The sequence below is a fragment of the Nocardioides sp. Z21_20 genome (assembly GCF_059766585.1).
The window spans coordinates 277,610-291,686 of record NZ_JCBAJX010000001.1 but is presented as its reverse complement, the minus strand read 5'-3'; the positions used below and the strand labels follow the sequence as shown (position 1 = coordinate 291,686).

General features: G+C 74.0%; 11 protein-coding genes. 5 read left to right on the top strand and 6 right to left on the bottom strand.

The genetic code is table 11. The features are described from left to right. Positions 1-224: 224 nt before the first annotated feature. Together AC6EH9_RS01490 and AC6EH9_RS01485 are read left to right on the top strand one after the other, a co-directional pair. Complete coding sequence (locus AC6EH9_RS01490; protein ID WP_498419861.1) at positions 225-2,135, top strand: DEAD/DEAH box helicase; 1,911 nt, start codon at positions 225-227, stop codon at positions 2,133-2,135. 164 nt (positions 2,136-2,299) lie between these two features. Next, entirely contained in the window at positions 2,300-3,754 is a 1,455-nt protein-coding gene (locus AC6EH9_RS01485; protein WP_498419859.1) for an NAD-dependent succinate-semialdehyde dehydrogenase, read from the top strand. Between the two features lie 72 nt (positions 3,755-3,826). Here AC6EH9_RS01485 and AC6EH9_RS01480 read toward each other — a convergent pair whose 3' ends face one another. After that, entirely contained in the window at positions 3,827-4,240 is a 414-nt protein-coding gene (locus AC6EH9_RS01480) for a VOC family protein (RefSeq protein WP_498419858.1), read from the bottom strand. A 93-nt stretch (positions 4,241-4,333) separates the two neighbouring features. Between AC6EH9_RS01480 and AC6EH9_RS01475 the strand changes: the two genes are divergently transcribed. Together AC6EH9_RS01475 and AC6EH9_RS01470 are read left to right on the top strand one after the other, a co-directional pair. After that, a complete protein-coding gene (locus AC6EH9_RS01475; protein WP_498419856.1) occupies positions 4,334-5,326 on the top strand; it encodes a DUF2332 domain-containing protein in 993 nt (330 codons plus the stop codon). A 95-nt stretch (positions 5,327-5,421) separates the two neighbouring features. Beyond that, positions 5,422-6,738 carry an MFS transporter gene (locus tag AC6EH9_RS01470; RefSeq protein ID WP_498419854.1) on the top strand — a complete coding sequence of 439 codons (1,317 nt, stop codon included), beginning with the start codon at positions 5,422-5,424 and terminating at the stop codon, positions 6,736-6,738. A gap of 145 nt (positions 6,739-6,883) precedes the next feature. Here AC6EH9_RS01470 and AC6EH9_RS01465 read toward each other — a convergent pair whose 3' ends face one another. From AC6EH9_RS01465 to AC6EH9_RS01455, 3 genes are read right to left on the bottom strand one after another with little or no spacing between them, the layout of a single operon-like run. Beyond that, positions 6,884-9,628, bottom strand: a complete 2,745-nt coding sequence (locus tag AC6EH9_RS01465; protein WP_498419853.1) for an ATP-binding protein — start codon at positions 9,626-9,628, stop codon at positions 6,884-6,886. Between the two features lie 44 nt (positions 9,629-9,672). Continuing rightward, positions 9,673-10,272 carry a TIGR03086 family metal-binding protein gene (locus tag AC6EH9_RS01460; RefSeq protein ID WP_498419851.1) on the bottom strand — a complete coding sequence of 200 codons (600 nt, stop codon included), beginning with the start codon at positions 10,270-10,272 and terminating at the stop codon, positions 9,673-9,675. Between the two features lie 27 nt (positions 10,273-10,299). Next, positions 10,300-11,361, bottom strand: a complete 1,062-nt coding sequence (locus AC6EH9_RS01455; RefSeq protein ID WP_498419850.1) for a sigma-70 family RNA polymerase sigma factor — start codon at positions 11,359-11,361, stop codon at positions 10,300-10,302. A gap of 149 nt (positions 11,362-11,510) precedes the next feature. Here AC6EH9_RS01455 and AC6EH9_RS01450 point away from each other — a divergent pair, with 149 nt between their 5' ends. Further along, the gene (locus tag AC6EH9_RS01450; protein WP_498419848.1) at positions 11,511-11,894 is read left to right on the top strand and encodes a VOC family protein; all 384 of its coding nucleotides are present in this window, start codon (positions 11,511-11,513) and stop codon (positions 11,892-11,894) included. Here AC6EH9_RS01450 and AC6EH9_RS01445 read toward each other — a convergent pair. Both AC6EH9_RS01445 and AC6EH9_RS01440 read right to left on the bottom strand, forming a co-directional pair. After that, a complete protein-coding gene (locus AC6EH9_RS01445; RefSeq protein WP_498419846.1) occupies positions 11,858-13,411 on the bottom strand; it encodes a glycerol-3-phosphate dehydrogenase/oxidase in 1,554 nt (517 codons plus the stop codon). The two genes, AC6EH9_RS01450 and AC6EH9_RS01445, sit on opposite strands and share 37 nt — an antisense overlap. Further along, a complete protein-coding gene (locus AC6EH9_RS01440) occupies positions 13,408-14,073 on the bottom strand; it encodes a TetR/AcrR family transcriptional regulator (RefSeq protein WP_498419844.1) in 666 nt (221 codons plus the stop codon). Before AC6EH9_RS01440 ends, AC6EH9_RS01445 begins: the two co-directional genes overlap by 4 nt. Positions 14,074-14,077: the final 4 nt, after the last annotated feature.

Below are 14,077 nucleotides of genomic sequence, written 5' to 3'. Positions count from 1 at the left end.
CGCCCGATGTGCGCCGCTCTGACTGACACGTGTACGCAAGATGAGCTACGCCGTCGGCACTTCGGTGTCGCCCGTGATTCGGCAGCGTGAACGCGGCACCCGCCCGGTAACGAAGAGGCTGTCCTGGCCACGTCGCACGGTCGGGCGGGCGTCGGACCCGGCGTGACCGGCGTCGCGTCCCCACGAATCGGTGGCGTGGCGGGGCCGCGATACCCTGGGGTCCTATGAGCGACGCGGAGCAGCAGGCGAACCCCGACCAGAACGACCTCGGACCGACCACCACCGAGGAGGCGGCCGCACAGCCGGTGGCCGCAGAGCCGGTGGCCGCAGAGCCGGTGGCGGACCAGGGTCCCACCTTCGCCGACCTCGGTCTGGGCGAGAAGATCCTCAAGGTGCTGGCCGACGTCGGCTACGAGACGCCCTCGCCGATCCAGGCGGCGACGATCCCGCCGCTGCTCGCGGGCCGCGACGTGGTCGGCCTGGCCCAGACCGGCACCGGGAAGACGGCGGCGTTCGCCCTGCCGATCCTGTCCCAGCTCGACGTCAAGCAGAAGTCCGTCCAGGCGCTGGTGCTCGCGCCGACGCGCGAGCTGGCGCTGCAGGTCTGCGAGGCGTTCGAGAAGTACGCCGCGCACACCAAGGGCGTGCACGTGCTCCCCGTCTACGGCGGCCAGGGGTACGGCGTGCAGCTCAGCGCGCTGCGCCGCGGCGTGCACATCGTCGTGGGCACCCCCGGTCGGATCATGGACCACCTCGACAAGGGCACGCTCGACCTGACCGAGCTGCGCTTCCTGGTCCTCGACGAGGCCGACGAGATGCTCAACATGGGCTTCGCCGAGGACGTCGAGACGATCCTCGCCGACACCCCCGACACCAAGCAGGTCGCGCTCTTCTCCGCGACGATGCCGGCGCAGATCCGCCGCATCTCCAAGAAGTACCTCAACGACCCCGCCGAGATCACGGTCAAGAACAAGACCGCGACCGCCGCGAACATCACCCAGCGCTACCTGATGGTGTCCTACCCCCAGAAGGTCGACGCGCTGACCCGCATCCTCGAGGTCGAGAACTTCGAGGGGATGATCATCTTCGTGCGCACCAAGCACGAGACCGAGTCGCTGGCCGAGCGGCTGCGTGCGCGCGGCTTCTCAGCCACCGCGATCAACGGCGACGTAGCCCAGGCCGTGCGCGAGCGCACGGTCAACCAGCTCAAGGCCGGCAAGCTCGACATCCTGGTCGCCACCGACGTCGCGGCCCGCGGCCTCGACGTCGAGCGGATCAGCCACGTCGTCAACTACGACATCCCCACCGACACCGAGTCCTACGTCCACCGCATCGGCCGCACCGGCCGCGCGGGGCGCAAGGGCGACGCGATCTCGTTCATCACCCCGCGTGAGCGCCACCTGCTCAAGCACATCGAGAAGGCGACCCGCCAGCCGCTCACCCAGATGCAGCTGCCGAGCGTCGAGGACGTCAACCAGACCCGGCTGACCCGCTTCGACGAGGGCATCACCGCGGCCCTGGCCGACACCGCCCAGATCGACAAGTTCCGCGACGTGATCGCCCACTACGTGCGTGAGTACGACGTGCCCGAGGTCGACGTGGCCGCCGCGCTCGCCGTTGTGGCGCAGGGCGACGAGCCGCTGCTGCTCGACCCCGACAAGGTCCGCCCGGTCCGCACCGATTCCTACAACGACGACCGGGGTGACCGCGGCGGCGACCGGGGTCGTCCCGAGCGGGCTCCGCGCAAGCCGCGCGGACGCACCGACGTGCCGATGGCGACGTACCGGATCGCGGTCGGCAAGCGGCACAAGGTCGAGCCGCGCCAGATCGTCGGCGCGATCGCCAACGAGGGCAACCTCGGGCGCAACGACTTCGGCCACATCGAGATCAAGGGCGACTTCTCGCTCGTCGAGCTCCCCGCCGAGCTGCCCGAGGGCAGCCTGGAGAAGCTGCAGAGCACCCGGATCTCCGGCAAGCTCATCGAGCTGACCCGCGACAACGGGCCCGCTCGCGGTGGCAGCAGCGGTGGCTACCAGGGGCGCTCGTCGGGTGGCTACCAGGGCGGCGACCGCAAGCCGCACCGCGGTCAGGGCGGCGGCGAGAAGAAGCCGCGCTGGCGCAACAGCGACGGCTGAGACCCGGCAGACCGAACCCCTTGTCGCATGGGGTCGACAAGGGGTCCGGCGCCAGGGAGAAGGACGCGCTCGAGGTGCGGTTGGGCCTTCGCTACGACCATGACACGCCGGATCTGGCATGTCAGCCATTTCCCTCGATCCTGGGGTAATGACAAGGTTGGCCCATGACTGGTCTTGACATGCTCGGCCCGCAGCATCGGGGCGTGTTCATCGCAGGCACCTGGCGCGAGGCGCAGGGCGGCGCGAGGTTCGAGGTCCTCGATCCCGCTGACGGCTCGGTGCTCACCACGGTGGCCGACGCGACGCTGGACGATGCGCGTGCCGCCCTCGACGCGGCCGCGGGGGCGCAGGCCGACTGGGCCGCGACCGCGCCGCGCGAGCGTGGCGAGATCCTGCGCCGCGCCTTCGAGCTGGTCGCCGCGCGCGCGGACGACTTCGCGCACCTGATGAGCCTGGAGATGGGCAAGCCCGTCGCCGAGGCCAAGGGCGAGGTCAGCTACGGCAACGAGTTCCTGCGCTGGTTCGCCGAGGAGGCGGTGCGCATCCACGGACGATGGATGAGCGCCCCCGCCGGCGGCAGCCGGCTGCTGACGATGAAGAAGCCGGTCGGGCCGTGCCTGATGATCACCCCCTGGAACTTCCCGCTCGCGATGGGCACCCGCAAGATCGGGCCCGCGGTGGCGGCCGGGTGCACGATGGTGATCAAGCCGGCCCAGCAGACGCCGCTGTCGATGCTGGCGCTGGCCGCGGTGATGGAGGAGGCCGGGCTGCCTGCCGGCGTGCTCAACATCGTGCCCACCACCGGGGCCCGCGAGCTCAGCGAGACGCTGATGGCCGACCCGCGGCTGCGCAAGGTCAGCTTCACCGGCTCGACCGTGGTGGGGCGCACCCTCGTCCAGCAGTCGGCGGGCCAGCTGCAGCGGATGAGCATGGAGCTCGGCGGCAACGCGCCCTTCGTGGTCTTCGAGGACGCCGACCTCGACGCCGCGGTCGAGGGCGCGATGCTCGCCAAGATGCGCAACATGGGCGAGGCCTGCACCGCGGCCAACAGGTTCCTGGTGCATGCCTCGGTCGCCGAGGAGTTCGCGAGCCGTCTCGCCGAGCGGATGGGCGCGCTGAAGGTCGGACGCGGCCAGGACGACGGCGTCGACGTGGGCCCGCTCATCGACGAGCGCGCGGTGGACTCGGTCGACGAGCTGGTCCGCGACGCCGTCGACCGTGGGGCGCGGGTGCTGACCGGTGGCGGGCCGGGGGAGGGCGCCGGCTTCTTCTACACGCCGACCGTGCTGGTCGACGTACCGTCCGGGGCCCGGATCGCGGCCGAGGAGATCTTCGGCCCCGTCGCCCCGGTCACCGCCTTCACCAGCGAGGAGGAGGCGATCCGGCTCGCCAACGACTCCGAGTACGGACTGGCCTCCTACGTGTACACCCGCGACCTGGCCCGGACCATTCGCGTCAGTGAGGCGCTGCAGTTCGGGATGATCGGCATCAACACCGGGCTGATCTCCAACCCCGCGGCCCCGTTCGGCGGCGTCAAGGCCAGCGGCTTCGGGCGCGAGGGCGGCTTCGAGGGCATCGGGGAGTACCTCGACACGACCTACGTCGCGCTGCCCGGCTGAGCCAGGTCGGCCTCGACCCGTCAGTCGCGCCGCGACACGCCGACGGATGGGTCGAGGCAGTGACGGGTCGGCTCAGCCCACGAAGATGCAGAACGGGTGGCCCGAGGGGTCGGCGAAGACGTAGAGCTCCTCCTCGGGGTCGTCGCTGCGGTCGTGGAGCACCTTCGCGCCCAGGGCCAGCGCCCGCTCCTTCTGCCGGTGCAGCTCGTCGACGCCGGAGACGGTGAAGTCCAGGTGCAGCTGCATGGGGACGTCGGGGGCCGGCCACGTGGTCGGGGTCAGCTCCTCGACCAGCTGGAAGGCGAGACGACGCGTCTGGTCCTCCTCGACCAGCACCAGCCAGTCCGCGTCGTCGGGCTCGCCGCCGGTGGGCGGCTCGTCGCCGGCGCGGTAGCGCAGGCCCAGCAGCCGGCGGTAGAACTCGGCGAGCTCGCGGGGACGGGTGGTGTCGAGGACGGTGTGCAGCAGCTGCGGATACTCGGCCATGGTCGCTCCTCGCGGTCGTCGCTGTCGGCTCCGACGCTAGCGGGGTTCGCCGACAGCCCGCGCGAGATACCGGCGATGGGTCACAATGCGCGCGTGGACCTCTTCGCCGACGTCGCCGCGCAGTACCGCGAGTTCGCCGCGTACGCCGTGGACGACTCGCCCTGCCTGGCCGACTGGGCCCGGCGGACCGCCGAGGACGAGCGGCTGCTGGAGTGGATCCAGGAGCTGCCCCGCGCCAAGCGCCAGCCGAACCTGGTCTTCGCCGCGGCCCGCTGGCACGGCGTTCCGGCGCCCGGCGAGTACGACGCACTGCGCTCGGCGCTGCTCGACGACGGCGGCGAGATCCGCGAGACGATCCGGCGACGCTCCACCCAGACCAACGAGGTCGGCCGGCTGGCGACGCTGCTCCCGGCGCTGGCCCGGATCGCCGAGGAGAGCGCGCGCCCGCTCGCCCTGATCGAGGTGGGGGCGAGCGCCGGGCTGTGCCTCTACCCCGACCGCTACTCCTACCGCTGGGACACCGAGCAGGGGCCGCGGCTGCTGGGCCACGACGGCCCGCTGCTGACCTGCTCGACGACCGGGGACCTGCCCGTGCCGACGGCGCCCCCGGAGGTCGCCTGGCGCGGCGGGATCGACCTGAACCCGCTCGACGTCGCCGACGCCGACGCGATGGCCTGGCTGACCACGCTGGTCTACCCCGAGTCCGAGGAGCGCCGCGAGCGGCTCACCCGGGCGATCGCGATCGCCCGCGACGAGCCGCCGACGCTGGTGCGCGGCGACCTGATGCTGGAGCTGCCGGCCCTGGTCGACGTGGCCGCGCGGCACGGGCAGGTGGTGGTGTTCCACAGCGCGGTAGCCCCCTACCTCGAGCCCGACGACCGGGAGGACTTCCAGCGCACCATGTCCCGGCTGGTCGCCGAGGGCGCGTGTCGCTGGGTCAGCAACGAGGGCAAGTCGGTGCTGGCGCAGGTGAGCGCCACCGGCCCCGCGATCCCCGAGGACGTCCCCACGTTCGTGCTCGGCCTGGACGGGCGCGCGGTCGCCTGGACGCATCCGCACGGGCGATCGATGCGCTGGCTCGGCTGAGCCGACGCGCCCTCGGCCGGTCGCGGCGGCGATGAGTTCGGTCGGCGGGATCGGTCCGCACCTGCATGCTCGCCCCGCCAGGGAGGAGGTGCGACGTGGACGACCCGGTGACCGAGAGCAGCACCGATGCGGTGAGCGACCCGCGCCACGAGCGTCCGCTGCCGCGTCCGCTCCGGCCGTTCCGCACACCCGCCTACCGACGGCTCGCGGTGGCGCTGGTGTTCAGCACCTTCGCCTCCGGGGTCTGGATGGTGGGGCTGGTCTGGGAGGTGATCCGGCTCGGGGGCGGCCCCTCCCAGCTCTCCGTGGTGTCCACCGCCGCCGCGGTGGGCGTGCTGCTGCCGGCGCTGCTGGGCGGGGTCGTCGCCGACCGGGTCCCGCAGAAGTCGATCCTCCTCGTCGTGGCCGGCGTCGAGCTGACCGGGATGGGGCTGGTCGCGCTGGCCTCCCTCGCCGACGTCAGCGGCATCGCCCTGCTGACCGGGGTGGCGTTCGTGACCGGCGCGGCGATGGCGTTCTACTACCCGGCGTACTCCGCCTGGCTGCCGGCGCTCGTCCCGGAGTCGGAGCTGATGGCGGTCAACGGGTTCGAGGGCATGGTCCGCCCCACGATCGGGCAGGCGATCGGCCCGGGCGTCGCGGGCGTCGTCGTCGGATCGCTGTCGCCGGGTGCGGCGCTGGCGGTGGCCGCGCTGGCGTCGTTCGGTGGGCTGGTCGCGCTCACCGCCGTGCCGCTCACCCCGGTACGGCGCGACCTGGCCGCCGGTGCCGGTGCGCATCCGGTGGCCTCGGCGCTGAGCGACATGCGCGAGGCCTTCGCCTACATGGCCCGCACGCCGTGGTTCCTGGCGTCGCTGCTGTTCGCGGCGCTGATGGTCCTGGCGTTGATGGGTCCGTTCGAGGTGCTGGTGCCCTTCCTGATCAAGGACCGTCTCGGCGGCGGGCCGGGCGACCACGCGCTGGTGCTGGCCAGCTTCGGCGTCGGGGGTGCGGTCGGCTCGATGACGATGGCGGCGTTGCGGATGCCGCGGCGCTACCTGACCTGGATGAACCTGATGTGGGGTTTCGGCTGCCTGCCACTCGTGGTGATGGGCGCGACCAGCCGGATCTGGGTCGTGGTCCTCGCGGCGTTCGTGCTGGGCGCGCTGTTCTCGGCGCCGATGGTGATCTGGGGGACGTTGCTCCAGCGCCGGGTCCCGCCCGAGCTGCTCGGCCGGGTGTCATCGCTGGACTTCTTCGTCTCGGTCAGCCTGATGCCGGTCTCGATGGCCCTCGCCGGCCCGGTCTCCGACGCGATCGGGCTGCGCGCCACCTTCACCGTCGCCGGAGTCGTGCCCGGGATCGCGGCGGTGGTGGCGATCCTCTGGGCGCGGCTGCCCCACGACGAGATCGCGCACCCGCTGCGCGACTGACGCCCGCCCCCGCCCGCCGTACGCCCGCGCCGGCCCCGGTGGCCGCTGTAACGCGGGGTTATGCCCACCACCGCAGCGTTATTTCGCTGAGGTAGAGCGCATAACCCCGCGTTACAAGGGGGCGGCGGGGCGGCGCGGGGCGCCGTCAGAGCTCGCCGAAGAGGGCGGGCAGCCGGTTGCGGGTGCGGATGCCGAGCTTGCGGTAGGTGTTCGACAGGTGCCACTCGACGGCCTTGATCGTGACGAACAGCTGCTGTGCGATCTGCCGGTTGGTCAGCCCCTCGGCGGCGAGCTGGGCCACCCGGCGCTCGGAGCTGGTGAGCGCGGCGACCGCCTCGACGCGGCTGCGTCGCGCGGACTGGCCGAGCCGGGCGAGCAGCCGCCGGGCCCGGTCCTGCAACGGGCTCAGCTCCTGCTCGCCGGCGTACTGCTCGGCCGAGCGGAGCAGGCCCACCACCTCCTCCTCGTCGGCCGCGCCGGCGAGGACGAGCATCCCGGCGAGGTCCGTGGCGATCTGGGCAGCCAGCCGGGGGGCGGGCGTGTCGGCCAGTACGGCGAGCGCCCGGCGCAGCAGCTGCACCCGATCGACGGTGGGGTCGACGGCCGCGACCGTGCGCAGTGCCTGGGCGATCGCGAACGGGGCGCCGAAGTCCTCGGCGAGGCGCAGGTCCTCGCGGCCCAGCGCGACGGCCTCGGGGACGCGCCCCAGGCGCACCAGCGACAGCGCCGCTCCGATCCGCCAGGCGAGCACGGCGGGGTTGTCGATGCCGGCGCGCATCCGCTCGCCGACCTCGGTGTAGTGGCGCAGTGCGCCCTCGTCGTCCCCGGCGGTCGCGGCCAGGTCGCCCAACGCGTGCAGCGCCACGGCTCCGACCAGGCCCGGGCTGCGCGCCAGGAGGGCCAGCGGCCCGGAGCACGCCGCGGCCTGCTCCAGCTCGCCGCGCGCGATGTGGCACTCCACCAGGCTCGCCAGGGCGGCCGCGTAGTCGGCGCGCGGGCTCCCCGCGCCCCCCTGAGCCGTCCGCGCCGAGGACCGTACCGCCACCTCGAGGTCGAACATCGCCTCGCTCACCAGACCCATCCGGGTGCGCAGGTAGCCCCGGCACGAGGACTGCTGGGCGAACCACAGCGTGGAGCCGCGGTCCTGCGCGACCGCGATGGCCTCGCTGAAGATGGTCTCGCCCTCCTGGAAGGCGCCGGTCCAGGCCAGCACCCCGGCCGCGAGCCACAGCGGGCCCGGGCCGGCGTCCTCGGAGAGCACGAAGCCGGTGGCCAGCCCCCGCAGCGCCGCCGAGCGGGACTCGGCCGCGTCGCCGCCCCGGAGGGCGTGCACGGCGGCGACGGTGGTCAGCGCGAATCCGTCCGCGGGATCGCCTGCGGCCTGCGACAGGTCAGCGGGGGTCGGCAGTCCGATCGCGTCGGCGGGGGGCTCGGTGCCCTGCACCAGGCAGGTCAGGGCGGCGCGAGCGGCGAGCCGGCGCCAGGCGCGATCGTGCGGGCGCGCGCCGAGCAGCACGTCGTAGACCCCGCGGGCGTCCTCGGCCCGGCCCGCGAAGGTGAGGGCGCTGGCCGCTTCGATGCGCAGCGTGTCCGCGGTGCCGCCGTCGCTGGCCGCGGCCGCCTGCTCCCACACCGCGACGGCCTCGTCCACGAGCCCCGCCTCGGCGCGGGCCCGGGCGGAGGTCGCGAGCAGCTCGACCCGGGTCGCGCCCTCGGCGCCCTCGGCCAGGGCCCGGTCGAGCAGTCGCCCGGCCAGCGCCGGGTTGCCCGCGTGCAGGGTGCGTCGGCCCTGCTGGGCGAGCAGTTCGCGGGCGCGTGGGTCGCGACTCACCGCGGAGCGCAGCAGGTGCGCCGCGACCAGGTCGGCGGGGGCGTCGGCCTCCTGGAGTGCGGCGGCGATGCGCGAGTGCCAGGCCGCCCGCTGTCCCGGCTCGAGCTCCTGGGTGAGCGCGTCGGCCACCCGCGGATGGCGCACCCGGACCAGGCCGCCGTCGACCCACAGCACCCGGCGGTCGGCGAGCTCCTCGAACTCGTCGGCGACCGCGTCCGGCGTGCGCCGTACCACGGCGGCGACCAGGCTCACGGCCACGTCGTCGCCGAGCAGCGCCACGACGCGCGCCGTCTCGAGCAGGGTCCGGGGCAGCGCGCGGACCCGGTGTGCGAGGACGCCGTCGCCGCGCGTGGCTCCCGGTTCGTCCTCGGCGAGCAGCTCGTGCAGGAGGAGCGGCACCCCACCGCTGTCGTGGTGCAGCCGGACGGCGTCCGCGTCGCCGAGGTCGGGGCGCGCCGAGCGCACCAGGGAGGCGGTGCCGCCGGCCCGCAGAGGGCGCAGCGCCAGCTGCTGCGAGGCGTCGAGGAGTCGCGGCGGGGCCCCGTCGACGTCCTCGACGGCATAGGCCAGCACGCAGGGGAGGGTCGCCAGCGCCGGCGCAAGCAGTTCGAGCACCTCGCGCGAGGCGGCGTCCGCGTGCTCCAGGTCGTCGACGAGCAGCAGGACCGCCTGGTCGCTGGAGATCTCCTCGAGCAGCCAGCGCGTCGCGTAGACGAGGTCGGCGACGGTACGGGTCCGCCCCGCGCAGAAGTCGGTGAGCGCGGCGCCGGGGCCGTCGAAGGGGTGCACCCCGGCGGCGCCGCGGCGGGCCAGGTCGCCGAACCAGGACCACAGGACGCCGTGCGCCACGTCCCCGGACAGCGGCGTCAGCCGGCAGTCCAGGATGCGCCATCCGCTGACGACCGCGCGGTTGCGGGCGTGGGCGAGCAGGCGGGACTTCCCGATCCCCGAGGGGCCGGTGACCGCCAGGAGCGATCCGTGGCCGGCCATAGCCCGCCCCATCACCTTGGTGAGGGCGGCGAGCTCCGCGTCCCGCTCCAGCAGAAGCGACGGGAGCATGGGCACAGGCTAGGAACCCGACGCCGCGGCCGTGCCGTTTTGAGCTATTTGGTGCCGGTTCGTGGGGGGTTGGGGACCATCGGCGAGCCCTCTCGCCCCAACAGCCCCAGCAGGACCACGTCGTACGGCGCGTCCGGGGCGGTGGGGAGCGGGGAGCCGAAGCGGAGACCGCGGTCCGCGGACGAGATCGTCGTCGTGGCCACCGGCAGCAGCGCCTGGGCCAGCTGTCCCGGCAGGCGGGCCCCGGAGCCCGTCGCGCCTGCGACGTCCCAGCCGTGCACCGCGACCTCCAGCGCAGCGGTGGCCGCGAGCAGCCCCGATCCCATCCGCCGGCGTCCGATCTCGATCTCACCCGGGCCGCGGCGCGTCCAGGCCCCGAGCAGCGCGCAGGCCTTGGTGGTCAGCTCCTCCCGGGCGCGGGCCTCGGGGGCGGCCGCGGCCGAGGGCACGGTGACCTCGACGCGCCCGTGTGCCGCCTCCAAAAAGGCGTCGAGGGAGTCGGCCATGTGGGTCAGCAGCGCGGCGAGGTCCCAGCGCGAGCAGGGAGTGGGCCGGTGGAGGTCGGCCTCGGTCATCTCCACCAGCCGGACCCGGGTCCAGCCGAGGGATCGTTCGAGGAGCTCGAGCCCCTGGTGGTGGTCCATGACGACCAGCCCGCTCCTGGTCCCGGATCAGTGCGAGGCGACGCCCGCGGGATCCGGAAGCCGGTCGGGCAGCCCGAACCGGGCGAACAGCGCGGGGTCGAAGAACGCGCTGACGTGGCGCACCCGGTCATCCTCGAGGTCCAGCACCTGGAGGTGGAACGGCACGAACCCACCCTCCGCCGCCCGCATGTAGAGGCCGAAGGCCGGCTGCGCGTTTGCCGAGGTCCGCACCATCACCATGTCGTGCACGCCGCCCGGGCACTGGGTGTCGATGAGCCGGCCGATGTTCTCGGCGCCGCGGTACCAACCCGTGAAAGGGGGCATCTCCCAGACGGCCTCCGCGGTCAGCAGGCTCACGATGGTGGCGATGTCCTTGCGCCAGAACGCCTCGACGTACCGTTCCAGCAGCTGGGCCTGCGCGGGGCTGAGCTCCGGCTCGACCGTCTCGGCGGTGAGCCCGCGCTCGGCCATCTGGGCGTGGGCCCGCTGCAGTGCGGAGTTGACCGCGGCGGGCGTGGTCGCCAGCGCGGCAGCCACCTCCGCGGCGGACCAGCGCAGTACGTCGCGCAGGATCAGCACCGCGCGCTGGCGGGCGGGCAGGTGCTGCAGCGCCGCCACGAACGCGAGCCGGATCGAGTCGCGCTCGGCCACCGTCACGGCCGTGTCCGGCACCGGCTCGAGCCAGGGCACCTCGGTGTCGCGCTCCAGGGCGTCCCCGGCCAGCGAGTCGGCGGTGCCCAGCCCGGTGGGCAGCGGACGGCGGGGCCGGCCCTCCAGGCTGGTCAGGCAGACGTTGGTGGCGATCCGGTACAGCCAGGTGCGCACCGAGGAACGGCCCTCGAAGCGGTGGTAGGCCTTCCAGGCGCGCAGGAAGGTCTCCTGGACCAGGTCCTCGGCCTCGTGGACCGAGCCGCTCATCCGGTAGCAGTGGGCCAGCAGCTCGCGCTGGTAGCGCCGGGTCAGCTCGGGGAAGTCGGTGTCGATGTCGCCGGTGAGGTCCTCTTGCGGCCCGGGCGCGACCGGCCCCGCCGCCGGTGGGGCGGTGGAGGGCGGTGCCGTGGTAGCCGACGCCGTCGGGTGCGCTGTCATCGGTGGCTCCTCGCGTGCGATCTCTCCAGTGTGCCGTCCACTAGGACCCGTGGCGAGGGAATAACTCATCGCCGCGGCGAGGGGTGCCCGCGATGAGTTGGCTCCGGGGCGCCGGTCTGCAGAGCCAACCGATCCCTGAGGAGGACCCCATGAGCCGCATGCTCTTCGTCAACCTGCCGGTGCGGGACGTCTCGGCGAGCCGCGCCTTCTGGGAGGGCCTCGACTTCGACTTCGACGAGGACTACTGCGACGGCAAGGCCTGTTGTCTGCTGCTCAACGACCAGACCTGCGTGATGCTCCTGGAGCAGGGGTTCTTCCACGGCTTCCACAGCACCGCCCACCACACCGGCGACCAGGTGGTCCTGTGCATCTCGGCGCGCTCACGCGAGGAGGTCGAGCAGCTGTGCGAGCGGGCCTTCGCGGCCGGGGCCACCGCTGCCGGCGAGGTCCAGGACGACGGCCCCATGCACGGCTGGTCGTTCCGCGACCCCGACGGTCACATCTGGGAGGTGCTCTGGCTCGACGCCAGCTGAAGGGCAGACCGCGCGGCCGGCTCGGCCAGCGCGCGGTCGGCGGCCACCAGCCCCACCCGGGTACGCCGTTCGAGCAGGTCGTCGACGTCGCAGGCCCCCTCGTGGGTGATCCCGAAGAGCAGCTCGGCCAGCGTCACCGCCACTCCCGGCGCGATCGGGGCCAGCAGCTCCTCGTCGTCCAGCCCGCTGGCAAGGCGGGCCTGCTCCAGGACGAGCGCGGCGTCGGTGCCGTAGCGGCGCACCAGTCGCTGCGGCGCCTCGAGCGCCGCCAGCTCGGCGCGCGGGGCGGCCCCGAGCAGCGGGAGCGTGCTGGTCCGGCAGGGCCCGGCGCTGAGCCGGGGGGCCGAGGCCAGGGCCACGTCGACGGCCTCCTCGGCCATCTGCCGGTACGTGGTCAGCTTGCCCCCGACGACGGTGACCAGGCCGGTGGCCGAGGTCAGCACCGCGTGCCGGCGGGAGAGGTCCGCGGTGGAGCCGGTGCCGTCCCCGGCCTGCAGCAGCGGGCGCAGCCCCGCGAACGCTCCGACCACGTCGGCGCGCCGCAGCGGCCGGGTGAAGGCGGCGGCGACCACGTCGAGCAGGAAGCCGATCTCGGTCTCGGTGGGCTCCGGCACGTCGGGGACCGGCCCGTCGGCGGGCTCGTCGGTCAGCCCGACGTAGAGCGTGCCGTCGGCCTGCGGCAGCACCATCACGAACCGGTTCAGTGTGCCGGGGACCGGCACGGTGACCACCGAGCGCAGGCCGGGCAGGGTGCCCTCGCGCAGCACCAGGTGGGTGCCGCGGCTGGGGCGCAGCGTGATCTCGTCCGCGAGCTGGCCGGCCCAGACCCCGGTCGCGTTGACGACGGCGCCCGCCGCGACGTGATGGGTCAGGCCGGTGCGCTCGTCGCGCAGGTCGACGCCGGTGCCGCTGGCCGCGGTGACGCGGGCCCGGGTGCGCACGTGCGCGCCGTACGCCGCGGCGGTGCGGGCCACGGTGATCACCAGGCGGGCGTCGTCCTCGAGCTGGCCGTCCCAGGACAGCAGGGCGCCGCGCAGCCCGGGCTGGCGCAGCCCGGGCGCGAGCTGGAGTGCCTCGGTCGTGGTGATCCGGCGGGGTCGGGGCAGCGTGTCGCTGGAGGTGTGCGCCGAGCGGCGCAGCAGGTCGCCGGCCCGGAAGCCGGCCTGGGCGAGCGCGGCCGCCGACCCGGAGACGCTCGTGGTGAGCGGCATCAGCATCGGCACCGGATGGGTCAGGTGCGGGGCGGTGACGTCCATCAGGATCCCGCGCTCGACGGCGCTCTCGTGGGCCACGCCCACCTGGCCGCGGGCGAGGTAGCGCAGCCCGCCGTGGACCAGCTTCGAGGACCACCGCGAGGTGCCGAAGGCGAGGTCGTGGGCGTCGACCGCGAGCACGCTCAGGCCGCGCGTGGCGGCGTCGAGGGCGACGCCGGCGCCGGTGATGCCCAGCCCGACGACCACCAGGTCGACGGCCTCGGGGACTCTCGCCAGCCCCGCGGCGATCCGCCGGCCGGTCATGGCCGGAGCGCCCGGACGAGGACCTCGCGGAGTTCGGCCAGGAGCGCCTCCTCGCTCACCGCCGCGTCGACCATCGTGTGCAGCGACAGCACGAAGCCGTGCGCGGCCAGCGCGACGCCGCGGGCGATCGCGGTCGGGTCGCCGGCCCGGATGGTCCCGTCCGCCTGCCCCGCGCGGATCGCCCGCTCGGCGAGGGCGAGCACCGAGTCCTGCGAGCGGCCCCGGCGCACCAGCAGGTAGGGCAGCAGCAGCTCGGGGTCCAGCTCGACGATCCGGACGAAGAGCTCGTTGCGGCGCAGCTGGACGATCGTGGCGACGGCGTCGTCGACCAGGCTGTCGAGGCCGGTGCGGCGGCCGATCTGCGGCGCGGGGGCCGACTCGGCGGTCGCCCGGGTCACCACGGCGCGCCACTCGCGGGTCATCAGGTCGCCCAGCAGCCGGGGCATCTCGCCCCAGGTGCGGTAGATGGTCATCCGTGAGACGCCGGCCCGACGCGCCACCTCGGTCAGCGTCGTACGCCGCCACCCGACGTCGAGGAGGCAGGCCCGGGCCGCGTCGAGGTAGGCGTCCTGCGCGCTGCCGGGGGCGGGGAGACCCGCCCCGGAGGAGTCCTCCGCCGGCTCACCCGGTGTCTCCAAGTCGTTGTGACGAAGTGACGTCATGTGT